At 70.4% G+C, this 22382-nt stretch carries 23 protein-coding genes and 1 pseudogene; 13 read left to right on the plus strand and 11 right to left on the minus strand.

Annotated elements, in window-relative coordinates:
• Positions 1 to 247 precede the first annotated feature (247 nt).
• Both ABT232_RS11415 and ABT232_RS11420 read left to right on the plus strand, forming a co-directional pair.
• On the plus strand, positions 248 to 655 hold the full coding sequence (locus ABT232_RS11415; protein WP_351839024.1) for a DUF6193 family natural product biosynthesis protein: 408 nt from the start codon (positions 248 to 250) through the stop codon (positions 653 to 655).
• Positions 656 to 1133: 478 nt separating this feature from the next.
• Positions 1134 to 1823 carry a hypothetical protein gene (locus ABT232_RS11420; protein ID WP_351839026.1) on the plus strand — a complete coding sequence of 230 codons (690 nt, stop codon included), beginning with the start codon at positions 1134 to 1136 and terminating at the stop codon, positions 1821 to 1823.
• A 64-nt stretch (positions 1824 to 1887) separates the two neighbouring features.
• On the opposite strand, the gene ABT232_RS11425 is transcribed toward ABT232_RS11420, so the two are convergent.
• Positions 1888 to 2499: a helix-turn-helix domain-containing protein gene (locus tag ABT232_RS11425; protein ID WP_351839028.1), complete on the minus strand. Its 612-nt coding sequence runs from the start codon at positions 2497 to 2499 to the stop codon at positions 1888 to 1890.
• 140 nt (positions 2500 to 2639) lie between these two features.
• On the opposite strand from ABT232_RS11425, the gene ABT232_RS11430 reads away from it, so the two are divergent.
• Positions 2640 to 3626 (plus strand): alpha/beta fold hydrolase, encoded by a 987-nt coding sequence (locus tag ABT232_RS11430; protein ID WP_351839030.1) that lies wholly within the window; start codon positions 2640 to 2642, stop codon positions 3624 to 3626.
• Between the two features lie 354 nt (positions 3627 to 3980).
• Here ABT232_RS11430 and ABT232_RS11435 read toward each other — a convergent pair whose 3' ends face one another.
• On the minus strand, positions 3981 to 4460 hold the full coding sequence (locus ABT232_RS11435) for an ATP-binding protein (RefSeq protein ID WP_351839032.1): 480 nt from the start codon (positions 4458 to 4460) through the stop codon (positions 3981 to 3983).
• Between the two features lie 178 nt (positions 4461 to 4638).
• Here ABT232_RS11435 and ABT232_RS11440 point away from each other — a divergent pair, with 178 nt between their 5' ends.
• The 3 genes from ABT232_RS11440 to ABT232_RS11450 all read left to right on the plus strand — a co-directional run bounded on the left by ABT232_RS11440 (position 4639) and on the right by ABT232_RS11450 (position 7027).
• On the plus strand, positions 4639 to 5001 hold the full coding sequence (locus ABT232_RS11440) for an STAS domain-containing protein (RefSeq protein ID WP_351839034.1): 363 nt from the start codon (positions 4639 to 4641) through the stop codon (positions 4999 to 5001).
• A gap of 208 nt (positions 5002 to 5209) precedes the next feature.
• Positions 5210 to 6184 (plus strand): GlxA family transcriptional regulator, encoded by a 975-nt coding sequence (locus ABT232_RS11445; RefSeq protein ID WP_351839036.1) that lies wholly within the window; start codon positions 5210 to 5212, stop codon positions 6182 to 6184.
• A 96-nt stretch (positions 6185 to 6280) separates the two neighbouring features.
• On the plus strand, positions 6281 to 7027 hold the full coding sequence (locus tag ABT232_RS11450) for an MBL fold metallo-hydrolase (protein ID WP_351839038.1): 747 nt from the start codon (positions 6281 to 6283) through the stop codon (positions 7025 to 7027).
• A 346-nt stretch (positions 7028 to 7373) separates the two neighbouring features.
• Here ABT232_RS11450 and ABT232_RS11455 read toward each other — a convergent pair whose 3' ends face one another.
• Together ABT232_RS11455 and ABT232_RS11460 are read right to left on the minus strand one after the other, a co-directional pair.
• The gene (locus tag ABT232_RS11455; protein ID WP_351839040.1) at positions 7374 to 8234 is read right to left on the minus strand and encodes a fumarylacetoacetate hydrolase family protein; all 861 of its coding nucleotides are present in this window, start codon (positions 8232 to 8234) and stop codon (positions 7374 to 7376) included.
• 19 nt (positions 8235 to 8253) lie between these two features.
• Entirely contained in the window at positions 8254 to 8898 is a 645-nt protein-coding gene (locus ABT232_RS11460) for an MBL fold metallo-hydrolase (RefSeq protein ID WP_351839042.1), read from the minus strand.
• A 166-nt stretch (positions 8899 to 9064) separates the two neighbouring features.
• On the opposite strand from ABT232_RS11460, the gene ABT232_RS11465 reads away from it, so the two are divergent.
• Together ABT232_RS11465 and ABT232_RS11470 are read left to right on the plus strand one after the other, a co-directional pair.
• On the plus strand, positions 9065 to 9490 hold the full coding sequence (locus tag ABT232_RS11465) for a MarR family winged helix-turn-helix transcriptional regulator (protein ID WP_351839044.1): 426 nt from the start codon (positions 9065 to 9067) through the stop codon (positions 9488 to 9490).
• Positions 9491 to 9508: 18 nt separating this feature from the next.
• Complete coding sequence (locus tag ABT232_RS11470; protein WP_351839046.1) at positions 9509 to 10009, plus strand: IclR family transcriptional regulator domain-containing protein; 501 nt, start codon at positions 9509 to 9511, stop codon at positions 10007 to 10009.
• A 105-nt stretch (positions 10010 to 10114) separates the two neighbouring features.
• Here ABT232_RS11470 and ABT232_RS11475 read toward each other — a convergent pair whose 3' ends face one another.
• The gene (locus ABT232_RS11475) at positions 10115 to 10501 is read right to left on the minus strand and encodes an alpha-L-rhamnosidase C-terminal domain-containing protein (RefSeq protein ID WP_351839242.1); all 387 of its coding nucleotides are present in this window, start codon (positions 10499 to 10501) and stop codon (positions 10115 to 10117) included.
• Between the two features lie 18 nt (positions 10502 to 10519).
• A pseudogene (locus ABT232_RS11480) lies at positions 10520 to 11353 on the minus strand (alpha-L-rhamnosidase-related protein); the annotation flags it as partial.
• Positions 11354 to 11491: 138 nt separating this feature from the next.
• Between ABT232_RS11480 and ABT232_RS11485 the strand changes: the two are divergent.
• A complete protein-coding gene (locus ABT232_RS11485; RefSeq protein WP_351839244.1) occupies positions 11492 to 12184 on the plus strand; it encodes a response regulator in 693 nt (230 codons plus the stop codon).
• Between the two features lie 107 nt (positions 12185 to 12291).
• On the opposite strand, the gene ABT232_RS11490 is transcribed toward ABT232_RS11485, so the two are convergent.
• The 5 genes from ABT232_RS11490 to ABT232_RS11510 form a co-directional block, all read right to left on the minus strand.
• The gene (locus tag ABT232_RS11490) at positions 12292 to 13899 is read right to left on the minus strand and encodes a carboxylesterase/lipase family protein (protein WP_351839047.1); all 1608 of its coding nucleotides are present in this window, start codon (positions 13897 to 13899) and stop codon (positions 12292 to 12294) included.
• A 144-nt stretch (positions 13900 to 14043) separates the two neighbouring features.
• The gene (locus ABT232_RS11495) at positions 14044 to 15279 is read right to left on the minus strand and encodes an MFS transporter (RefSeq protein WP_351839048.1); all 1236 of its coding nucleotides are present in this window, start codon (positions 15277 to 15279) and stop codon (positions 14044 to 14046) included.
• A gap of 546 nt (positions 15280 to 15825) precedes the next feature.
• On the minus strand, positions 15826 to 16746 hold the full coding sequence (locus tag ABT232_RS11500; protein ID WP_351839049.1) for an alpha/beta hydrolase fold domain-containing protein: 921 nt from the start codon (positions 16744 to 16746) through the stop codon (positions 15826 to 15828).
• Positions 16743 to 17723 carry an alpha/beta hydrolase gene (locus ABT232_RS11505; protein ID WP_351839051.1) on the minus strand — a complete coding sequence of 327 codons (981 nt, stop codon included), beginning with the start codon at positions 17721 to 17723 and terminating at the stop codon, positions 16743 to 16745. The genes ABT232_RS11500 and ABT232_RS11505 overlap by 4 nt, the downstream gene beginning before the upstream one ends.
• 198 nt (positions 17724 to 17921) lie before the next feature.
• On the minus strand, positions 17922 to 18539 hold the full coding sequence (locus ABT232_RS11510; RefSeq protein ID WP_351839053.1) for a TetR/AcrR family transcriptional regulator: 618 nt from the start codon (positions 18537 to 18539) through the stop codon (positions 17922 to 17924).
• A 233-nt stretch (positions 18540 to 18772) separates the two neighbouring features.
• Here ABT232_RS11510 and ABT232_RS11515 point away from each other — a divergent pair, with 233 nt between their 5' ends.
• Genes ABT232_RS11515 through ABT232_RS11530 form a run of 4 tightly spaced genes read left to right on the plus strand, consistent with a single transcriptional unit; the run spans position 18773 to position 22303 of the window.
• Positions 18773 to 19447, plus strand: a complete 675-nt coding sequence (locus ABT232_RS11515) for a class II aldolase/adducin family protein (protein WP_351839055.1) — start codon at positions 18773 to 18775, stop codon at positions 19445 to 19447.
• Entirely contained in the window at positions 19444 to 20397 is a 954-nt protein-coding gene (locus ABT232_RS11520; protein WP_351839057.1) for a carbohydrate kinase family protein, read from the plus strand. The genes ABT232_RS11515 and ABT232_RS11520 overlap by 4 nt, the downstream gene beginning before the upstream one ends.
• Before the next feature lie 3 nt (positions 20398 to 20400).
• The gene (locus ABT232_RS11525; protein WP_351839059.1) at positions 20401 to 21798 is read left to right on the plus strand and encodes a flavin monoamine oxidase family protein; all 1398 of its coding nucleotides are present in this window, start codon (positions 20401 to 20403) and stop codon (positions 21796 to 21798) included.
• A 1-nt stretch (position 21799) separates the two neighbouring features.
• Entirely contained in the window at positions 21800 to 22303 is a 504-nt protein-coding gene (locus ABT232_RS11530) for an SRPBCC family protein (protein ID WP_351839061.1), read from the plus strand.
• The last annotated feature ends 79 nt before the right edge of the window (positions 22304 to 22382 follow it).

A 22382-nucleotide genomic window follows, 5' to 3' on the forward strand; every position in this document is an offset into this window, starting at 1 on the left:
ACGGTGCCGTGCGTTTGCCATGGTCCGTAGCGGTCGGGCACGCCACGGCATGCCGGTGCGGATCTTGCAGATCATCCCGTCGATGACCCGTCGGTTCGTCCACCCTGGATCGTCCGGTCACGACCCGGGACACGAGCGGGCGATCAACTGCCAGTCCCGGTCCATAAGTTCATGTCTGTGCATCAAGCCTTGGTCCGGCAACAGGAAATCTTTGATGGTGAGGCCGTGGGACCTGCACAATCACGGTATGACCGACACCGTCGAAGCGGCCTGGCACAAGATCGTCTCCACCTCCGGTGAACCTTCCCGGCAGGAGAGGTCACCGCTTCTGGCCTCGTTCGCCGAGTTGGTGCGAGTCGCGCAGGCCGAGCCGCTGCTGCGTCAGCTCTACCCCTGGACCGGGATGTGGGAGCTGCACTTCAGCAGGTGCACGGAGATCCGCCACACCTGGGACATCCCCTACATCGGCACGTTGAGCGACGGCAGGTACTACGTCGAAGGTCCGAGTCGGAGCAGCCCACGGATTGCCGAGACGGACAGCGCGCAGGCCGCGGTAGCGAGGGTCATCGATCGCTTGCCGCCGCACTGTGGCCCGGCCTTCATCGGAAGCGCAGAGGAACTGGACGCATACGAGAAGGCGCAAGACGGCAGGTAGGACCTGCCCACGATCGCGGCCGGGTTCGCCGCCACTGGCATCACTGGCATCACTGGCACTGGCCAACTGCCGCTCGACCTTTGCTTCTTCGGCACCGACCTGACCACGCCACCCACATGGGACCGGGCCTGGTAACGACCCGCCGCCACCTCGTGCGCTCGGTAGCAGGCAGATCTGTTAACGACCGCATGACGCAAGGTTCCGTCGTACGGGCCGGGAGCCGGTCGGTGCAGGATGTGGTCGGTCAGGCAGGGCTGGGCAGTGGTGGACGAGGTCATGTGGCGGTGCCGGCCATGACAGCGGCGGACCTGGCAGTCGGGCAGACCGCACTCCTGTCGCCCCGACCCAACTCTGGGCAACCGCTCCGACCCGTTCGCTGCGGGAGTTGGGTTGTCAGTGGCGGCTGCCAAGCTGGTGGCGACAACTCCGCCGACAGTGATGAATTGAGGTTCCGATGCCTGATCAACAATCCGTTTCCGTGCGACCTACGGTCGGCTTCGATGCCGCGTGGTGCGCCACCGACCTGGGCGAGTACCGCGCCTGCCGTTACACCTATGAGCGCTACCCCTACGAGAGCCTGCCGCCGCTCGACTCCAGCCAATTCACCGGAGCTTTCCAGTGGCTCGGTGGCGTCCGAGGTCGCGACCCTGAGCAGGCCGCGAAGCTCGACGACTTGGCAGGGGACCTGGCGGCCAGGAGCCTTTCTCTGCCGCGAGACTTCGTCACTTTCCAGACCGGCGCGAACCTGTACGGCTCGCTGGACGAGGTCTCGGTGACCGGCTGCTGGACCGACATCTCGCAACCACTGCCCAGCCCGATCGAGCCTGGTTCCTTCCTCGTGCGGTTCCTGCGGGATCAGCAGGACTGCGTCATCTGGTACCTCTACCTACGCTCCTCCGGCGAGACGTTCGTAGTGCACTCCCACCTCGACTACGAATACGAGTACGAGGCCCGCAGAGAGGGAAAGGCAACAGAGAGCGACTTCGATGACGCCGTCGAGCAGACGGCCGCGATCCTCTGGTGTGCGCCGTCGTTCGAAGAGTTCGCCTATCGCTTCTGGATTGAGAACCGTCTGTGGCGTGCGGTCAACGGCGGCGACCTGTCGCAGCTCGAACCGCAGCTGCGCGACTACTTGCGTCACTACGCACCGCCCGAGGTCTCCGCATGACGGTAGTCAGGCAGAACCACAGGCGAGCGGGCTTCAGCCCTCACCGAGCCGGAGGGCGGTGCGGCTAGCCGCTACCTCGACCCAGAACTGGAGGGGTGCGCCGCCGTAGGCGCTCGCCCTGCGGTCCGAACATGATCAGGTATTCGACCGGACCGCCGGGGCCGGCGTTCGCCACGCCGTGTGGGGTGCGGGTGTCGAACTCGGCGACGTCCCCGTGGGTCAGGATGAGGTCTTGGTCGCCGAGCGCGAGCCACAGCCGCCCGTACAGGACGCACAGCCACTCGTGGCCGTCGTGGGAGACCTGACGGGGCCGTGCGGGTGGGTTCTCCAGGGCGGGCAGGACGTGCTTGTGGGCGTGCAGGCCGCCGACGTACCGGGTCAGTGGCAGCACCGCCTTGTCGTCGCCGAAGCTCAGCGGCGCCGTGGCGCGCGGCTCCGCCGCCGGGGCGGGTGCGGTGCCGGCCAGTTCGTCCAGGGAGACGCCGTACTCCTTCGACAGCTGCAGCAGCACCTCCAGGGTGGGCTTGCGCCAGCCGGTCTCGATGCGGGACAGCGTGCTGGCCGAGATGCCGGTCGCGCGGCTGACATCGGTGAGCGTCGCGCCGTGGTGCTCACGCGCGGCCCGCAACCGGGGACCCATTGCGGCCATCGTGCCGTCCAGGTCGTCGACTGCCACCTTCCCCACTCCGTCTCTCTGCGCCGCTGCACTGCTCTATCCTGCGAGTTTGCCAGAATGGCAAGGGTGATCGCGTCGGGCGGGTGCCGGGCCGCATGATCGATGGGTAGCCGCGTCCGCCCGCGATCCGAGGAGAGCCCATGCAGTCCGAGCCGACCGCCGAGCTCCGCCACCGCACCGTCGAGGCCCCGGCCGGGCGTCTGCACCTGGTCGAGCAGGGCACCGGTCCGCTGGTCCTGCTCGTGCACGGCTTCCCCGAGTCCTGGTACTCCTGGCGCCGCCAGCTCCCGGCCCTCGCCGCGGCCGGATACCGGGCGGTGGCGATCGACGTGCGCGGCTACGGCCGCTCCTCCAAACCGGAGGCGACCGCCGCCTACCGGATGCGCGACCTGGTGGAGGACAACGTCGCCGTCGTGCGCGCCCTCGGCGAGGAGGACGCGGTGGTCGTCGGCCACGACTGGGGCTCCAACATCGCCGCCGCCTCCGCCCTGCTGCACCCCGAGGTCTTCCGCGCCGTCGGCCTGCTGAGCGTCCCCTACGCACCGCCCGGAGGCCCCCGCCCCACCGACGTCTTCGGCCGGATCGGCGGCCCCGAGCAGGAGTTCTACGTCTCCTACTTCCAGGAGCCCGGCCGCGCCGAGGCGGAGATCGAGCCCGACGTCCGGGGCTGGCTCGCCGGCTTCTACGCGGCCCTGTCCGCCGACACCATGCCCGCCCAGGGCGAGCCCGACCCGCACTTCGTCGCGCGCGGCGGCCGGCTGCGCGACCGCTTCCCCAAGGGGGTCCTCCCGGCCTGGCTGAGCGAGGACGACCTCGACGTCTACGCCGGTGAGTTCGAGCGCACAGGGATCACCGGCGCACTCAACCGCTACCGCAACATGGACCGGGACTGGGAAGACCTCGCCCCGCACCGCGGAGCCCCGATCAAGCAACCGTCCCTGTTCATCGGCGGCACCCTGGACGCCTCCACCACCTGGATGTCCGACGCCATCGACACCTTCTCCACCACCCTCCCCGGCCTGTCGGCCTCCCACCTCCTGGACGGCTGCGGCCACTGGATCCAGCAGGAGCGCCCCGACGAGGTCAACGGCCTGCTGACCGACTGGCTCGCCACCCTCCAGGGCTGAACCAGGCGGGCTACTTGCGTAGCGTGGCGGTTCGTTCGGGTGGGCGACGGCGATGGGCCTGCGTGGCGCTGAACCAGCGGTCGTGACCGGAGTCCCGGATTGCCTCTTCTGCTGTGCGGTTCGTGTGGCGGGCGATCAGGTCACTCTTCTGCCGTCTGGTGTGTCGAAGCTCCTCCGGCCCGCTCGCCGAAGGTGTCGTCCCGCGCAACCGCAGCGCGGCGGCGCTCGGGAAGCCCGCCACGACAACGTCCACCACCGGCCTAACCCGCGCCCACACCTCACGAGGCCCTGGTACGAGGCCGCCTACGCCCCTCAAGCAGCGAAGCCTTGCGGGGCATCTTGGATCCAGGGACGCTAGAGCGGGCCCCGTCCTGCGACGGCGCCGCCGGGGTCGTCCAGCAGGGCGATGCGGGCGGTGATGCGTTTGCCGACCGGTTCCCGCTGGACCTCGAAGCCCTGGGCGACGGCCATCACGATCTCCAGCCCGTGCTGCCCCACCCGCCCGGCATCCGCGGCCCGGGCCACCGGCAGCACCGGCTCGGAGTCCCACACCACCACCTCGACCATGTCTCCGGCGATCCGCAGGTCCATCAGCACCGGGCCGGGCGCGTACTTGCGGGCGTTGGTGACGAGCTCGCTGACGACCAGCTGGGTCAGGTCCACGGCGCGCTGCGAGACTGGCAGGCCCTGTTCGGCCTGTACCCGGGTGAGGAACTGCGCTGCCAGGTGGCGGGCCTGGGCGATGTCCGTGCCGTCCCCCTCCAGGGCCACCGTGGTCTGTATGGTCCGCTCGCCCGGTGTGGTGCCGTCCTCACTCACTGGGACTGGTTCCATCGTGGCCCGCCTTCGCTACCCCGTACACACCCCCGGCGCATACCCGCACCCGCGCGGACCACGCCTCACTGGCCTGCGTCGGCTCCCCACCGGCGCAGCAGCATCGCCCGTACGTGCAGGGGAGCACTTCGAGCCTCAGGTCTTGGTGTGCAAGTATCACCGAATGGCTGAGGGACGAATGACGAACACCGAAAAAGCCGGACAGGTCGGCGGGGTGTCGGTCGTGGTCACCGGCACCGACGGCATCCGAGTGCTGACCCTGGCCGGGGAGATCGACCACCACACCGGCGACCAGTTGCGCCCGGCCCTGGATGTCACCGGCACCGCCCAGCCCCGCATCGTGATCGACATGCGTCGGGTCACCTTCATGGACTCCAGCGGCATCAACATCCTCATCGCCGCCTACCAGGCCGTCACCGAGGCCGGCGGCTGGCTCCGCCTGGCCGCACCCACGGACTCGGTCCTGCGAGTGCTGCGGCTCGTCGGCGTCGACGACCTCATCACCTGCCACCCCACTCTTCGCGCCGCCCTGGCACCCTGAGCATCGGCGGGCACCGACCAACACGGTCCGCGCGCAGGACCGTCTTGCGACGTCACGGCCCGACGATCAGGCGTCGCCCGGACCGCCGGACCGAGTCCAAACCGACGGAACCTCCAGCACTGGCGGGTCCGGTCAGTCTTCTCTCGATGGCCTGATGTGACAGATCCTGGTCATTGCGGCCACGCCCGGCCGGACGGATGATCAGGGCATGCCCCAACCGCACCGCGTCGTGATCGTCGCCTTCCCCGGCACCGAGCTGCTGGACGTCACCGGCCCGGCCGAGGTGTTCTCCGTCGCCTCCCGGGTCGCCGGAGCCGACCGGCCCGAGTACTTCGTGCAGATCGCGACGGCCGACGGCGGCCCGGTGACCACCTCCAGCGGCGTCCGCCTCATGGCCGACCTCACCTTCGACGGCGTGTCCGGCCCGATAGACACCCTCCTCGTGCCAGGAGCGATCGAGATCGTCGACGACCGCGTCGAGCCGGTGATCGACCACGAGGTCACCCGCTGGCTGCGCAGCGCCGCACCGCGGGCCCGCCGGTTCGGGTCGATCTGCGCGGGAGCACACCTGCTGGCCGACGCCGGGCTGCTCGAAGCACGGCCGGCCACAACGCACTGGCTCACCGCGCGCAGGCTGGCCGCCGAACACCCCCTCGTACAGGTGGATCCCGATCCGATTTTCATCCGGGACGGGCACGTCTGGACGTGCGCCGGCGTCACCTCGGGAATGGACATGGCGCTCGCCATGGTCGCCGAGGATCACGGTCAGGACCTCGCGCTCGCCACCGCACGGATGATGGTGATGTACGTCAAACGCTCCGGCGGCCAGAGTCAGTTCAGCGTGCCGCTGTCCGTGCAGAGCTCCGAGGACGACCGGATCGACGAGCTGCGGATGTGGATCGCCGAACACCTCACCGAGAACCTCTCCCTCGAAGCCCTAGCGGCCCGCACGCACCTCAGCGTGCGCCACCTCACCCGGCTGTTCCAGCAGCGCACCTCCACGACACCGGCCGCCTACGTGGAGGCGGCCAGGCTGGAGGCCGCCCGGCGCCTGCTCGAGGACAGCAGTCGAAGCCTGCCGGACGTCGCCGCCGCCAGCGGCCTCGGCTCCGTGGAGACGCTGCACCGCGTCTTCCGGCGGCGGCTGGGCACCACCCCGGCCGAGTACCGCCGCCGCTTCTGACCCACCCCGTCTGCCGGCCGGCGCGCGCTGCCGCACCGGCCGAGCTTCGCCATGCCCGTACGCACGACATCGACCAGCCAACCTCGGAGGAAAGCCATGTCCCGCACGAAGGTCGTCCCGATCCCGGTCATGGGCCGGCACAACATCAACGCGTACCTGCTGCTCGGCCGACGGCCCGTCATCGTCGACGCCGGAACTCCCGGCAGCGGAAGGAAGATCCTCGCCCAGGTCACCGCCCACGGCGTCGACCCCGCCGACGTCTCACTGATCGTCATCACCCACGGCCACATCGACCACTTCGGCTCCGCCTCCGAACTGCGGCGGCTCACCGGTGCACCCGTGGCCGGCCACATCGCCGACCTCGGGCCGTACCGCTCCGGCCGGGCCCGCGAACCGTACCTGCCCACCGGCACCATGGGCCGTCTCATGGCCCGCAACAAATACCTCCACGTCCGTGCCGAGGCAGTCGAACCGGACGTGCTCGTCCGCGGCGAGACGAGCCTCGAGGACTTCGGGGTGGCGGCACGCATCATGCCCACCCCCGGCCACACCGCCGGATCGGTCTCGGTCCTCACCGACGACGGCGACCTCGTCGCCGGCGACCTGATCGCCGGCTCTTTCATGGGGCTCATCTCCGGCAAGCCCGCCAACCCGCCCTTCCACGACGACCCCCGGCAGAACCTCGCCAGCCTCCGCCGGATGCTCGCCCTCGACCCCACCGTCCTCCACGTCGGCCACGGCACCGCGCTCGACCCGGACCGCGTACGGCAGTGGGCCGACCGGGAGCACGACCGCCTCGCACGACTCGACGCCGCCGGACGCCTCATCACCCGCGGCGAGTGACACGACGTGTGCTTCGCCGGGAAAGGCCGACCGCACCTCATGGGTTACTGCTCCTGGGTTATTGCCGAGAAGGTCATCGGGATGGCTCCTCCGGGACGCTTCTTCCAGACGTGGGTCGCACTCCAGCGGTAAGGGCGCGCAGAACTCCGGCACCCAAGACTCGACCACGACGTCACTCCCCTCTCGTGGGCAACCTTCCCGCCACCCCTCGCCCCTTCGACAGCAGCGTCATTCCCTCGGGCCCGGACAGCGACGCTGGGACCGATGGTGCACATGGCTCCGCCGGAAGCAGAACCGTCACGCCCGCACGCACGTCATAGCGGCACGAGCTGATGCGCCCCCGACTTCATCCCGCGCGCCCCACGCCCGGTGACCCTCCCCGCCATGTGGCGCGGGTGTCAGGCAGGGGATCCGTGCGAGTGGGGTTGATCGCGGCGCCTATGCCTTCGATCGTGGTCACCAGCTGCCGGCCCGGGGTGAGCGTCGATTCGGCGGAGGAGGTCCTTCCCGGGGTGCCGGTCAGGATCACGTCGCCGGGCTCCAGGGTGAGGAAGGTGCTGCAGTAGGCGAGGAGTTCGGCCGGGGTGAAGAGGAGGTCGCTGGTGGAGCCGCGCTGCCATGCGACACCGTCGACGGAGAAGGTGACGGTGAGGTCGCGGGCGTCGTCGAGTTCGTCGGGGGTCACCAGCAGGGGGCCGAGCGGGGTGGAGCGGTCGAAGACCTTGCCCTGTAGCGCTTCGGTCGTGCGGTGCTGCCAGTCACGCAGCGACACGTCGTTGGCGACGGTGTAGCCGGCGATGGCGTCTGCGGCCTCTTTCACATCGGCTCGGCGGAGGTGTCGGCCGACGACGACGGCCAGTTCCGCTTCGCCGTCGATGTGGTCGCTGACGCTCGGCAGCGTGATCGTGTCCCGGGGACCGGTCAGCGTGGAGGCGAACTTGGCGAAGAACGTAGGGTAGCTGGGGGTGGGACGTCCCAGTTCCTCGATGTGACTTCGGTAGTTGAGGCCCACGCACAGGATGTGTGCGGGGGCAGGTGAGACACGGGCGTAATGAGCGGTGCGGGCGTCCAGCTCGCCGACGTCCGCCAGGCGGTCGCGGCGAAGGTAGGCGCCGACAGCGTCGGTGGCGTCGACCAGTACGGCGCGGTCTCCCTCGATACGGGCCGCGGTGAGGGTGTCGCCGATCCGGATGGTTGCGAAGCGCATGGTCGTCAGGATGTGGGAGTCACAGCTCGACGGTGGTGCCGGGCTCGACGCGGTTGACGGGGAGGCCGGTCAGGCCCTGCTCGCCGAGGAGGGTGGCGGTGGACCGCTGGCCGAGATCGCTGAGCATGAGTTCGTGGATCTGGATGATCTGCTCCGGCTTGACCGTGCGGACGTAGTCGGCGGCTTCGCCGAGCTTGGTCCAGGGACCGCTGGTCGGGAGCAGCAGGGTGCGTACAGGAGCGTCCGGAGCGAAGTAGGCGTCGCCCGGGTGGTAGAGGGCTCCGTCGTCGAGCAGGTAGCCGACGTTGTCGGGGCACGGGATGTCGGTGTGGATCAGCGCGTGCCGGTGCCCGTGGACCGTGGCGGTGATGGAGCCGACGGTGAAGGCATCGCCGGCCGCGACGGTGTGGACGCGGTCGTGGTGCCGGCCGAGGGCTGCCGAGACGGCGGCGGTGCCGTACACCTGCAGTTCGGGCTGCGCCGTCAGGGCGGCGGCGACGAGCTTCTCGTCGAAGTGGTCGAAGTGCTCGTGAGTGATCAGGACGGCCTGTGTCTGAGCGACGGCTTCTGCCGCGTCAGGGGTGAACGTACCCGGGTCGATGACCAGACGCGTGCCGTCCTTCTCCACGATGACGCAGGCGTGGGCGTGCTTGGTGAGCTGCATGACGGGTCCTCCCGACTCGATTTCCACAACTGGACTGTACACCCAAACTGTACACCTAACCTGTACACCTGAACCTGTACACCTGCCTGAGATGACGACATCCGGGCAGCCCTAACCGCACCCAAGGTGTACAGTTTGGGTGGATATTCTGAGGTAGGGTGCGATCATGGACGACACCCAGCTGGCTGAAGAACTGCGCATGATCGTCGGGCAGCTCGTGCGGACCGTGCGCACGATCGACACGATGCCTCCCGGTGAGGCCGCCGTCCTCGGCTACCTGGACCGCAGCGGCCCGCTGACCACTGCCGACATCGCGCAGCAGCGAGGAGTCAGCCACCAGTCGGTCGCCAAAGCGGTCAAGCAGCTCCTCACCCAAGGTTTCGTGCACCCCGAGGCTCACCCCAGTGACGGTCGCAAGGTCTTGCTCCGCATCACGCCCGCGGGAGAGAACCGCTTGTCGGAGGAGCGCGACCGGCGTGCGGAACGCCTCGGCGCCGCGATCGACGAAGCCCTCAGTGTGGAGGAACGCCGGACGCTGGCCCAGGCATTGCCTCTGCTGTCGCGCCTCACGACGCACCTGAAGGACGGCTAGGCGACGCCCTGTGCTCGTATGCGGTCGGAGCCGGCAGCGGGCAGGGCAGGGCATGGAGCTCAGGCCTGCCGCTGCGCCGGTGACGAGGCCATCGTGGTCCTCGGTGTGGAAAGCGCCCACGAGCTGCGCAGAGCGGCACGCCTCGGTGCCGCGACGCCGCTGCACCGAGGCTGCGGCGGGCAGGCCATCCTCGCTCATCTGCCCGCCCGAGAGATCATCGATCTCCTCGAGCGAGTTCCGCAGCACGCCGACATGGCGGACGTCGAAGAATCGCTGGGCGCGGTACGAGCGCAAGGGTTCGCGTTGTCCGAGGGCGCCGACCACCCCGGCCTCACCGGCGTCGCCGCTCCGGTCCTGACCCCCTCGGGCCGTCCGGCCGCCTCGGTCGCCGTATCGGGCCCGTCAGGGCGCTGGACTCCCGCCAGAGCCCGGGAGTTCGCCGACGTCCTGACGCAGCACTGCGCCCGGCAGCGGCACGCTCGCCCTGGGCACCGAGCAGTGCATCGCCGGGGTGCCTGACCGACCTGTTCGCTCCCTCCGCCGACGTCAACGAGGGCTATTCCAGCGGCCGTCGGCGACAAGGGCCCACCGGTGTCGCCGGTGCGCCCTGCCGCCCGCCGCTGCTCACCTCGTCGACGCGGCCAGCCCGCTGCCCGTGCCCGACGACGAATCCGACGACGAATCGGACGACGACTCCGACGACGCCGACGTGGCACTGGTGAAGCGCCATCTCCCGTGCACCACCTCGTAGACGACGAACTCGGGCTCCGTGCGCAGATACCGCGCACCGTCGGGTGCCGTCACCTCGTCACGGCCGGCTGCGGGAACGTGCACTTCCGCGACCGCGCCCACCGGCACCCTGACGTCGAGCCCGAAGCCGGATGCCGTCCGGGACCAGGCGACGCCGGCGGTCCCCCGCACCGTACGGATCGACGTACGCGCCCAGTCGACGCCGGTCCGGGCATCGGGCCGCACAGAGAACGTGGCGTAACCGGCATCACCAGGACGCAGCCCCGCGACGTTCTCGTAGAGCCACTGCGCGGCGGTGCCCTGGAAGTAGTGGTCGCGGGAGCGGGAGTCGAGCGGCCACATCTCCCACATCGTGTCGGCGCCGTTGTCGTGCCAGTAGCCCCAGCTCGGGAAGGTGCGCTGGGTGGCGATGGCGTGGGCCAGGTCCGGCCGCCCCTCCGCGCACAGCACGCGCAGCAGCACGCTGGTGCCCAGCGCACCGGTGTCGAGGTGGCGGCCGCGGGCCTCGATGTCGCGGACCAGACTGGCGAACACCGAGGCGCGGGCGTCGTCCGGTACGAGGCCGAAGGCGAGCGGGATCGCGTTGGAGGTCTGCCGGTAGCCGGGGTCCTTGGCCGTCCGGTAGTGGCCGTCCGGGCTCAGGAACGCGTCGTTGAGGGCGTCCTTGAGCTTCTCGGCGGCCTGGCGGTAGCGCGCCGCCACATAGTCGGCGCCGAGGAGCCGGCCCATCTCGGCGGTGTCCAGCAGCGCCCGGTAGAGGTAGGCGGTCGCGGTCAGCCGGGTGTCCTCCGGTGGGTTGCCGCCGTAGCCGGGAGCGAGGTAGTCGCCCAGTGCTGTGACGGCGAGGCCGTCGCGCAGCCTGGACAGCTCCCAGTCCAGGTAGCGGGTCAGCGTCGTCCAGTGCTCGCGCGCCGCCCGCTCGTCGCCGTAGACCCGGTAGAACTCGCGGATGACGAAGGGGTACACGGTCGTCCACTCGGGGGACGGTCCGAGTTCGCCGTAGCCCCAGCCGCCGCTGGGGACGATCACGGGCAGCTGGCCCTCGTCCGTCTGGCTGTCGGCGAGATCGCCGAGCCACTTGGAGAGCATGCGGCGCATGTCGAAGGCGTAGGCCTCCTCGCTTGCGTTGGATCATGCATGAATGAATGTGCGTGTGCCCGCGGCTGACCGCCGCTCACCGGATGAGCCCGTGACGGGACCGGACGACGGCGCGCCGGTGATCTCTCACCCCGGCACTGCCGGTCCTCGGACCTGCGGCATGCGGTCCTGGCGGGTGAAGGCGGAGAAGTGAGCGCCCCTCTGCGGCTCGTCGTGGCGGACGACAGCCCGGTGGTCCGGGCGGGCCTCGCGGCCCTGCTGTCCACCCGCGCCGGCTTCACGGTCGTGGGCCAGGCGGCGAACGGGCACGAGGCCCTGGACGCCGCCCGCCTGCACAGCCCCGATGTGATCCTCCTGGACCTGCGCATGCCGGTACTGGACGGCCTCGCGGCTCTCCCGGACCTCACCCGCATCTCCCCGGTGCTGGTGCTGTCGTACAACGGGGAGTGGGCGGCGGTCCGTGAGGCCGTGCGCCGCGGCGCGGCCGGCTACCTGGTCCACGGCGAGTTCACCGCGGACGAACTGACGACGGCGATTCGGGATATCCATGCGGGCAGGCAGGCGTTCACCTACACGGCCGTGCAATCACTCGCTCAAGCGGTGCAGGCGGGCGAGAAAACGTCTTGGCCCCGCTCGGGATTCGAATTGAGCAGGAGGGAGGCGGAGATCATGGAACTCATCGCGTCGGGGATGAGCAACCAGCAGATCGCCGCTGTCTGCTTCATCAGCCAGAAGACGGTCAAGAACCATGTCAACCGCATCTTCGCCAAGCTCCGCAGCAGCAGCCGCGGTGAGGCCATAGCGAAGTGGGCGGCCAGAGGACCGGGCTCATGGCGTGAGTCCTGACACGGCGACCCGGCCGGCCCGCGACGCTCCCCCTATGTGCCCGCGGCGCGGAGTCGAAGAGGTCGGCGAGCCGGCCCCGCAGCCTGGGGCCGCGGGGCCGCGTACTGTCAGAAGTACGTCCGCCAGCGATCGGGGAGCCTGCCGTCCTCGCGGAAGGACTTGAGGAACTGGAGCCGCGTCGCGTCCGGGTCGGAGACCGGGACGGGCGTCGCCGCGAGTTCCTGGACCCTCGATCCCTCACCCTGATAGGGCGCCCAGGCCGGAAGGTCCGAGGTGCTGGGATTCCCCAGTCGGGCGAACGTCGTCCAGTAGCTCATGACCTTGTCCGAGAACGCACGGTCGGCTTCCGAGGGCGCCACGGAGAGGAGGGACGACTTGGCGTCCAGGGTGCCGAAGACGAAAGGCAGGTCGAAGGTGTGCCCGGCGCGTGGTGAGTAGGGGGACGTGTAGGTGAACTTGTAGGCGTACACGGGCTGTCCGCTGGTGTGCTGGTGCAGGCCCAGCATCTCCCATGTCTGCTCGGTGATCATCATGTCGCCGGCGAGCTGCCGGGCGGAGGCGTTGGTCTGGCTGATGGTGATGGCGGGGTAGCGGGGCTTGAACTCGTCCATTCGGTCGAGACCGAACACCCGCGCGGCGGAGGTGTTGAATTCCAGCGGTGTGCTGTGCGGGAGGGTCTTGTCCTGGAAGACGGGGAAGTCCTCCTCGGCCATGTAGCCGGCGAGCAGCGGAACGCGCTGCTGGCGGCCTTGGGCGAACACCTGCGCCGGTTCGTCGGGGACCGTCGTGCCGTCGATGCCGGGCTGGAACCCGCTGGTGTCGAGTCGTGCGGTGGCCAGGTTCAACTCGCGGGCCGGAATGGCCCGCAGGTCGGTCAGGCTCGGCGCGTTCATGGTGGCGGACAGCCCCTCGCCCCGTGCCAGTGCCATGGCATGGGTGTCGATGGAACCGTAGACGCTGTCCCAGAACCCTCCGCTCTGTGCGATCGCCTTGTGGAACAGGCCCGTCGTCCCGGGGGAGGACATCAGCATGCCGACGGCGTGGGCGCCGGCGGACTCGCCGAAGACGGTGACGTTGTCCGGGTCGCCACCGAACGCGCCGATGTTCGACTGGATCCAGCGCAGTGCGGCGATCTGATCCCGCAGTCCGAAGTTGCCCGACGCACCGGACTCCGCATCGAGGTCGTGCCGTGCCAGGAACCCGAACACGCCGAGGCGGTAGTTGAGCGAGACGACGACAACGCCTTGGGAGGCCAGGCGGGCGCCGTCGTACACCGGCTCCGAGCTCGACCCGAACTGGAAGCCTCCACCGTGCAGCCACACCATCACGGCTTTGGGCTGCTCGGTGCCGGCAGGTGCCCAGATGTTGAGAGTCAGGCAGTCCTCGCTCATCGAGGCCGGCGGGGTGCTCGGGGTGGCCACGCCCATGCACGTGTTTCCGAACCGGGTGCCGTCGCGCACGCCGCTCCATGACGCCGGCGGCTGCGGTGGCCGCCAGCGCAGCGGCCCGACGGGGGGCGCCGCGTACGGGATCCCCTTGTAGGAGGCGACACCGGAACTGTCAGGGGCGGTGCCTCTGACGTCTCCGGAGGTGGTGGTGATGACTTCGGGCAGTGCGGACTCCGCGACCGCCGGCGTGTGGCCTGCGAACAGGACGGCCAGCAGCGCCGACAGGACGCAGAGCATCCGGCTCGCTGACGCTGGGGCGAAAGGCATGAGGTGCGGCTCCTTACAGGGGACGGGACAGGTGGCCGGGCTCGCGGCGTGTTCGTGCGCGGCCCGTCGTGCGCGGACGAGCCCGGAGGATGGCGGCGTCGTGGCCGGGCACCTGGTCCCAGCCATGACGTGTCCGGTCGGGGTCTAGACCGCGGCCGGAGCGTCCTCGGCCACGGCGTCGGGGTCACCGACTGCGTCGGACGTGAACAGGGCCGTGATCACCGCCCCCAGGACGGCGAAGGCGGCGAAGGTGGCGAAGCTGACGAAGGCGGGTCGCCCGACGAGATAGCCGCCGATGACCGGCCCGCTGATCCCGGCGATACGTCCTACGCCGCTCACCACACCCACCGCGCCGGCTCGCAGGGTGGCGGGGAAGCACATGGCGGTGAAGCCGTAGATGACGGGCTGGACCCCGATTCCCGCGCCGGCGACGAAGAGAAGCGCGTACAGCGCCGGAAGCGGGAGTTGGACGGAGAGTCCCAGGATGGCGCCGGCGGTGATCAGGAGCCCGACCGCGGCGGCTCTCCGGGCACCGGTGCGGTCCGCGATCCAGGCGCCGCCGGAGGCGCCCGCCAGGCCGCCGACGGTGTAGATCAGCATGAACACCAGGGCGGAACCCAGGGAGTAGCCGCTCGCTCGCATGATCACCGGCAGCCATGTCAGGAGCCCGAGGGCAAGGATCTGGCAGCAGCCCGTGATCAGCGTGAACACGATCAGCAGGCGCCATCTGCCCTGGCTGACCAGCTGTGCGAGCTGGGGACGGCCCTTGCGCCGCACCGCGTCCCGCTGTGCCCCGGGCGCCCACGTGCCGAGCTTCGCGGCCGCGGCCGGAAGGACGGTCAGCAGGGGAACGACTCCGCCGATGAGGAAGACCCCTCGCCATCCCCAGTCGTCGAGGAACGCCAATGCGCTCAGCGTGGCGAGGATGCCCCCGACACCGAGCCCCGACAGGGCCAGGCCGTTGAGGAAGTGCCGGCGACCAGGCGGTGCGGCGGACACGGTCAGGGTCACTGCCGTGGGGACGACTCCGCCCAGTCCCAGGCCGGCGACGAACCGGGCGATGCCGAGTGCGGTGGGGGTCGGGGCGAAGGCGCACACGATCATGGCGAGGGAGAACCAGGCGATGCAGGCCATGAACATGCGGCGTACGCCGACCCGGTCGGCCAGGACTCCGGCGGTGACGGCGCCGAAGCACATGCCCAGCACCGTCGCGCCGGCGATCGCGCCGACCTGGGACGGGTTCAGGGCCCAGTCCGCGTAGGTCAGCAGATCAGGCGCGGCGGCGCCGTAGATGGCCAGGTCGTATCCGTCGGCGGAGATCGCGGCGCATGCCAGGGCGGCAACCGCGACATGGACAGGGATGGCTCTTTTGGTGGTCACGGACATCCTCACTGAGGTTGGTGGTGCGCAAGGGGGCAGGCGGTGTGCATGGCGTATGGGGTGAGGACTCCGCCGGAGCGGCGAGTCGGCTCGAAGACCGCTTCACGCCGCGTCCGTGGCGGGTCCGCCGCGTCCGTGGCGCGTCCGCCGCGGCGTACCGTCGCTGCGTCCGTGGCGGGTCCGCTGCGTCCGTGGCGGGTCCGCCGCGTCCGTGGCGGGTCCGCCGCGGCGTACGGTCGCTGCGGCCCGGATGCTCCGGTGTGGCGTCGTCGTCGTGAGGCCCGCACACCGGATTCGCGTGCGCCCCGAGCAAGGCCGGTGAGGGTTCGTGTCCTTACGCCGCATGCGGGGTGTGCATGAGCGCGAGCGTCCTCAGCGTTCCGTGCTGCGCGGGAGGGGTTGTAGCGAGCCAGTTAAGGGGATGTGGCGGCTGCGCTGCCATGGCTTGTCCGGCCAAGCCCCCGCCACCGCCTTGCGCTGCGAGCGCAGGTACGCCGTCCGTGCCGGCGCGAGGAGACAGCCCGCGGTGATCCGCGGTCTCAAGGGTCAGCGGCTGCTTCGAGTTCGCCGGGTGAGGAGCCGGCGAGCGAGGCGCGACTCGGGCAGGAACGTCGCGGCGATGAACACATGGAACGCCTCGGCGAACTCGTACAGCTCCACGTCCACCCCGCAGCTCCTCGCCCTGGCCGTGAAGGCCCGGCAGTCCGGCAGGAAGATGTCGTGGGTGCCGACGACGACGGTGGTCGGGCAGAGGTGTGCCGGGTCGGCGTGGAGCGGACTGACCGCGGGGTCCTTGGGGTCACGCCCGTTCGCCCAGAGCAGGCCGGCATGGCGCAGGCCGGGCGGAGACAGCGTGGGGTCGCGCCTTTCGATCGGGGCGATCTGGGGGTTGTCGAGGGTGACGTCGAGCCATGGCGAGAAGAGGAGGAGGTGACGCGGGCTCGTCCGCTGCTCCTGGTGCAGCCGCTGGGCGAGCGCCAGGGCGAGGCCTCCGCCGGCGGAGTCACCGCCGAGTACGGGCGCTCTGCCCGTCTCCCGTGCGACACCCTCGTGCACGGCGGTCAGGCGGTCCAGGGCGTCGGTCACGTCTCCGGCCGGAGCCAGGCGGTACAGCGGCACGGTGACCTGCCACGCGTTCTCGGCGGCCAGCGCCGCGATCAGGCGCCAGTGGTGCGCGGTGATCGGGTTCACGTAGCCACCGCCGTGCAGGTAGATGAACGGGGTGGGTACGGACTTCGCCTGCTTCGGCGACACGACCGCGACGGAAAGCCCCTCGACCGTCCTCCATGCGATGTCGCACGAGGCCCTCACCGACCGGGGCGGTGCGGCCGGTCCTTGTGCCGCGTTCCGCAGCCGGTCCTCTTCGGTGCGGGTCGCGTCGCCCAGGCTGCGTTTGACGCCGTTCCGGCGGAGCAGGGCGCTCACCATGCGCAGGGCCACCGAGGGCCCGGAGCTTGCGGTGGTCATCGGCGGCGGGCCAGCGCGGTGAGGCCGTCCCGGAGGGCGTCGGCTGCTTCGAGCAGGGCTTCGCGTCCGGTACGGCCGACTCCGGTGGCGTTGATGACGCCGTGGATGAGGCCCTGATGGCGGCGCAGCGTGACCGGCACCCCCGCTTCCTGAAGCCGTCGTGCGTAGGCCTCCCCTTCGTCGCGCAGCGGATCGAAGCCCGCCACCGCTATGTACGCCGGCGGCAGCCCGGCCAGATCGTCGGCGAGCAGCGGGGAGACGCGGGGATCGAGAGCTTCGCGGGGGTGGGACAGGTAGTGGTCGCGGTACCAGTCCATCTGTGCCTCCGTCAGGAAGAAGCCGTCCGAGAAGAGCCGGTACGACATGTGTTTGGAGGACAGGTCGGTCACGGGGAAGAACATCAGCTGGAACGCCGGTGCCCGTCCGGGTTCGGCATGGGTGATCTGGGAGACGACCGCGGCCAGATTGCCGCCGGCGCTCTCTCCGCCCACACCTGTCGCGGCCGGGTCGACGCCCAGGGCCTCGGCGCTGTCGACGGCGTACCGGAAGGCGGCTACGGCGTCCTCGACGCCCGCGGGAAACGGGTGCTCGGGGGCGAGTCGGTACTCGACGGACAGGACGGACAGCCCGGCGTGAACGGCGAGGAACCGGCACGCGGAATCGGCGGACGCGAGGTCCCCGAGGACCCAGCCACCCCCGTGGTAGTAGACCAGCAGCGCCGAGCAGCCGTCGTGGCCGGAAGGGCGGTAGAGCCGGGCGGCCAGCGGTCCGGCGGGGCCGGGGAGCGTCAGGTCGCGCACGGTGGCGACAGGTAGTGGGTCGCCGAAGACCCACGCTTCGCTGCTGATCTGCGCACGCCCTTGGGACAAGGGCAGCTGCTCGAACGTCCGGCTCGTCGTCATGCGCAGCAGCTTCAGGGCGAGCTGGATCTCGGGGTGCAGTTCCTGTCCGTCGATGCGGACCGGTCGTCCGCCCAATGCCTTTTGCACCGGTGCCGGGAGGCGGCCGATCGCTCGCATGACGCCTCGTGCCAGCCGGTCCTGAAGGGGTCTTTGTGTACCCATGGGGCTCCCAAGGGGCCGTGGGATGCCTGTCGGCCGCCACCGAGGGGCCGACCGGCTCGGACGGCAGGACACTACAAAGACTCTGGACAGCCGTCCAGAGACTGGCTCAGGTCACGCCCCGGCCTCGGAAGCGTCCATCGCGGTGAACGCGCGATGGAGGACGCGGAGCGCTTCCCTCAGTGCGCGGCGGTCCGCCTCGCCGCGGGGCCAGGCACGCCGGTGCAGGGCGAAGCCGTCCAGCATCGCGACCACCATGGGGGCGCGCTCGGCCGGGTGAGGCGTTCCGAGGGCACGCAGCGCGGCCTCGGCGCCCCGCTCGATGCTGGCCATGATCTGGTGCGCCGAGGCCTGCAGACGCGGGCGGCGGGCGCATTCGAGGTAGATCTCGAACTGTGCCACCACGTCGACCTGCGGCCCTCCGAGCATCAGGTCGACGAAGCGGTCGATCGCCTCCTCGGGGTTCGCGCCGACTTCACCGATCTGCTTGATCACGCTGTCCACACGGGTCGCGAAGCGGTCGGCGACCACTTGCAGGGCTGCCGCGATCAGGTCGTCGAGGGACGAGAAGAAGTAGCTGGTGGTGGACGACGGCATCCCGGCCCGGGCGGCGATCGACCGATGGGTGGCGCCGTTCACGCCGTTCTCGGCGATGACCTCGATCGCGGCCTCCAGCAGTTCGGCGCGACGGGCGGCACCACTGGCTCGGTGTGTTGCGGGTCGGATCGGCATACGCGAGATTCTATCCAGGCGACTCTGGACAGATGCCCAGAGTTGTAGGAGCCTCTGGGACGAACGCCCAGGTCGTGTTCATCGGGCCGTCGTGAGACCGCGCCCGTCACCGGCCACCAGCGCGCAACGACCCACTCCCCCACCCGTCCCGGACTCCGAGGACAAGAGCAGGAGCGCGACAGGATGATCGACATCAGCCGGCCCGGACCTCCCCCGCTCACCGGGATGCCGCTATGACGGACCACAAGGGCACACGGGCACGGATCGCGGACGTCTGCCGCAGGCTGGCAGCCGACGGGCTGGTGACAGCGGAAGCCGGCAACGTCAGCGTCCGCGTCGGCGGCGACGTGGTGGTCACGGCCACCGACGCCCGCTTCGACGAGATGACCGCCGACCAGGTCGTCGTGGTCGACCTCGAAGGGAACCGGCTCTCGGGCGGGCTCCGGCCGACCTCGGAGCTCGCTCTGCACCTGGGCATCTACCAGCGCTTCGGCGCGTCCGCCGTCGTACACACGCACGCTCCCATGGCCACCGCGGTCGGTCTGGTCGTCGAGGAACTGCCGTGCGTGCACTACTACATGCTCAAGCTGGGCGGGGCCGTGCGAGTCGCCCCGTACTCGACCTGGGGTACGCCCGAGCTGGCAGAGGACGTCCTGACCGCCCTGGACGGCAGGTCGGCCGCGCTCATGGCCAACCATGGAGCGGTCACCCATGCGCACTCTCTCGACGCGGCCGTGGAACAGGCGCTGCTCCTTGAGTGGGCCTGCACTCTCTACTGGCGCGCGGCATCGATGGGAACGCCACGCCTCCTCGGCCCAGACCAGCAACGCGCCGTCGTGGAGGCCGCTCTCACGCGCATGAACACCGCCCCCACCGCCCCCACCGTCGGCTCAGGAGAGCAGTCATGACCGTAGCCCCGGACATGCGCGTGGTCGCGCTCGGCGCACACGTGCTGGACACCCTGGTCAGCCCGGTGGAGCTCATCCCCGAGGGACAGAACGGGGTGGTGGTGGATCGCATCAAGGTGACGGCGGCCGGTCCGGCCGGCGGCACCGCTCTGGTCCTCGCCAAACTGGGCGCCACGGTGCGCAGCGCGGGTGCCATCGGCACTGACGCGCTCGGCGACCATCTGCTGGCGCTGCTCGCCGCCGCGGGCGTGGACACGTCGCTGCTGCTGCGCCGCGACGATGTGCAGACCTCGGCCAGTGTCGTGCCGGTCCGCCCGGACGGATCGCACCCGACGTTCCATGTCATCGGGACGAACGGCATCTACGGCCCGGACGACGCGCCGTGGGAAGCCATAGCCGCCGCGACCCATCTGCACCTCGGAGCACCCGAGCTCATGGGCGGTGCGGGGGCCGCGAGGATCCTCTCCTTCGCACGCGATCACGGTGTGACCACCTCGGTGGACTGCCTCGTCCCCGGCGAGCCCGGCTGGCTGGAGTGGATCGCCGACTGCCTTCCGTACGTGGACCATCTGCTGCCCAACGACGAGCAGGTCCTCGGCTGGACCGGCGCCGGGGATCTGATGGAGGGCTGCCGGATGCTCCTGGCGCGCGGCGTGGGAGGTGTCGCCGCGACCGCCGGATCCGCCGGCGCGGTCGTCGTCACCCCTGACGGTGAGCACCGAGTCCCCGCTTTCGCCGCCGAGGTCGTCGACACGACCGGCTGCGGGGACTCCTTCTCAGCGGGCTTCCTGCGTGGCCTGTCCCTCGGGCAGGAGCCGGCTGAGGCGGCCGTGCTGGGCTGCGCCACCGCCGCCCAGGTCGTCGCCGGACTGGGCACGGACCACGGCGACTTCGACCTCGCGGCCGTGCGGGCCTTCGCAGCCACCGCGACGACTCTGAGGGAAGGGTGAACCATGCCGCCTTCGTCCCAGGCAGCTTCCTCCTGGCACCGGACCGACGTGGTCGTGGTCGGCGCGGGCTTGGCCGGGCTGACCGCCGCACGCCGACTGGTGGCCGCCGGGCACAGCGTCGCCGTCCTGGAAGCCCGTGACCGGGTCGGCGGGCGCACCCTGAACCACGACCTCGGCGACGGGCAGGTCGTCGAGGCGGGCGGCCAGTTCGTGGGGCCGACCCAGCACCACGTGCTGGCGCTCGCCGACGAACTCGGCATCGACACCTTCCCGTCCTACGACGACGGCGCCTCCGTCTACGTGCACGCCGGCCGCGCGACGCGCTACTCGGGCGACATCCCACCGGACCTGCTCGCCCTGCCGGACATCGGCGTCAGCACCGCCCGTCTGGCCCGCCTGTCCCGGCAGATCCCGCTGCACGCCCCATGGCAGGCCAGGCACGCCCGCCGCTGGGACGGACTCACCCTGGACAGCTGGATCCGCCGCACCACAGTGGGCCGGGGCGGCCTCGACCTGCTGAACGTCTTCCTCGGCTCCGCGTACGGCGCCACCGCCGCGGACGCCTCCCTGCTGTTCAGCTTGTACTACATCGCCGGCATGGGCACCGAGGGAGTACCCGGCACCCTCGACCGGGGCATCGGCACCCGAGACGGCGCGCAGGACAGCCGGTTCGTGGGCGGCTCGCACCTCCTGTCGATCAGACTGGCGGAACAACTGGACGGACGCGTCGTACTCGACTCCCCCGTGCGCGCCGTCGAACAGGACGCCCGCACCGTGACCGTGCGCACCGACACCGCGGCCTGGACATGCCGTCGCGTCGTCGTCGCCGTACCTCCGGCCCTGGCCGCTCGGATCCGCTGGTCCCCGCTGCTGCCGCCGCAACAGGACGCGCTCTTCTCCAGGCTGGCCTTCGGGCAGCTGATGAAGTGCGAGGCGGTGTACGACGAGCCGTTCTGGCGCGCCGACGGCCTGTCCGGCCAAGGCGTCTTCCGTGCCGGGTCGACGGTGTGCTCCATGTTCGACAACTCACCGCCCAGCGGCAGACCGGGCGTGCTGATGGGGTTCGTGGGCGGCCGGCAGTGGCGCGCCTGGGCGCACCGGCCCCCGCACGAACGGCGTGGTGCCGTGCTGCGCGCGTTCGCCCAGGTCGTGGGCTCCGGCGCGCTGCGACCGAAGAGCTACTTCGAGCAGGACTGGACCGCGGAGGAGTGGAGCCGTGGAGGTCCCACCGCGGTCGCGGCGCCGGGTGTGCTCACCGAGCTCGGCGCCTGGCGGGACAGGCCGTTCGGCCGCGTCCACTGGGCGGGCGCCGAACACGCCGACCACTGGAACGGATACATGGACGGGGCCGTGCGTTCCGGCAAGGACACCGCGGCCGCCGTCCTCGAGCAGGAGGACTGACATGGCCACCCGCACCACCGAGGTCACCGAACGCGCCGTACTCGCCGTGCCCCTCACTCGCGTCTGGGACGTCGTCTCCGCGACCCATCGATATGCCGAATGGGTCAACGGGGTCCTGGAGGTGACCGCGCATCACGGCACCGCGGAAGTGGGCCGGACCTACCGTGAACGCAACCGCACGGTCGGGTCGTTGACGACGCGCTCCACCTGGACCGTGCGGGCGATCGACCCTCTGCGGCGGCGCATCGACAGCGCGACCGGATTCGCCCCCATGCACGATCTGACCAACATCTTCGAATTCCGGCGGCTGACCTTCGACGACGGCACCGAGGGCGTCGAAATGACGTACACCGTCCGCTACCGGCCCGGTCTGGGCCTCGTCGGCCGCGCCGTCGACGCACTGCAGCAGCCCGGCCTTCGGAAGGCCTTCCAGAGGTCGATGCGCAATCTGGAGGATCTCGTCGTGGCCGAAGGAGTCCCGGCCGGGTCACCGGAGCATGCCTGATCCACACGAGAGTGCCGCTTCGGGTCGCCCTGAAGCGGCACTCCGAGTGAAATCCTGCCTGGAACCACGGGACGAGCGG

This window comes from Streptomyces sp. NPDC001532 (genome assembly GCF_040298625.1).
Lineage (GTDB): Bacteria > Actinomycetota > Actinomycetes > Streptomycetales > Streptomycetaceae > Streptomyces.

Bases quoted from the DNA above. Each gene is read 5' to 3' on its own strand.
- ABT232_RS11445 (WP_351839036.1), top strand. From the start codon at position 5,210: ATGCCCCAACCGCACCGCGTCGTGATCGTCGCCTTCCCCGGCACCGAG.
- ABT232_RS11440 (WP_351839034.1), top strand. From the start codon at position 4,639: ATGACGAACACCGAAAAAGCCGGACAGGTCGGCGGGGTGTCGGTCGTG.
- ABT232_RS11520 (WP_351839057.1), top strand. From the start codon at position 19,444: ATGACCGTAGCCCCGGACATGCGCGTGGTCGCGCTCGGCGCACACGTG.
- ABT232_RS11470 (WP_351839046.1), top strand. From the start codon at position 9,509: ATGCGGTCGGAGCCGGCAGCGGGCAGGGCAGGGCATGGAGCTCAGGCC.
- ABT232_RS11465 (WP_351839044.1), top strand. From the start codon at position 9,065: ATGGACGACACCCAGCTGGCTGAAGAACTGCGCATGATCGTCGGGCAG.
- ABT232_RS11525 (WP_351839059.1), top strand. From the start codon at position 20,401: ATGCCGCCTTCGTCCCAGGCAGCTTCCTCCTGGCACCGGACCGACGTG.
- ABT232_RS11435 (WP_351839032.1), bottom strand. From the start codon at position 4,460: ATGGAACCAGTCCCAGTGAGTGAGGACGGCACCACACCGGGCGAGCGG.
- ABT232_RS11450 (WP_351839038.1), top strand. From the start codon at position 6,281: ATGTCCCGCACGAAGGTCGTCCCGATCCCGGTCATGGGCCGGCACAAC.
- ABT232_RS11490 (WP_351839047.1), bottom strand. From the start codon at position 13,899: ATGCCTTTCGCCCCAGCGTCAGCGAGCCGGATGCTCTGCGTCCTGTCG.
- ABT232_RS11510 (WP_351839053.1), bottom strand. From the start codon at position 18,539: ATGCCGATCCGACCCGCAACACACCGAGCCAGTGGTGCCGCCCGTCGC.
- ABT232_RS11530 (WP_351839061.1), top strand. From the start codon at position 21,800: ATGGCCACCCGCACCACCGAGGTCACCGAACGCGCCGTACTCGCCGTG.
- ABT232_RS11415 (WP_351839024.1), top strand. From the start codon at position 248: ATGACCGACACCGTCGAAGCGGCCTGGCACAAGATCGTCTCCACCTCC.
- ABT232_RS11430 (WP_351839030.1), top strand. From the start codon at position 2,640: ATGCAGTCCGAGCCGACCGCCGAGCTCCGCCACCGCACCGTCGAGGCC.
- ABT232_RS11460 (WP_351839042.1), bottom strand. From the start codon at position 8,898: ATGCAGCTCACCAAGCACGCCCACGCCTGCGTCATCGTGGAGAAGGAC.
- ABT232_RS11515 (WP_351839055.1), top strand. From the start codon at position 18,773: ATGACGGACCACAAGGGCACACGGGCACGGATCGCGGACGTCTGCCGC.
- ABT232_RS11455 (WP_351839040.1), bottom strand. From the start codon at position 8,234: ATGCGCTTCGCAACCATCCGGATCGGCGACACCCTCACCGCGGCCCGT.
- ABT232_RS11500 (WP_351839049.1), bottom strand. From the start codon at position 16,746: ATGACCACCGCAAGCTCCGGGCCCTCGGTGGCCCTGCGCATGGTGAGC.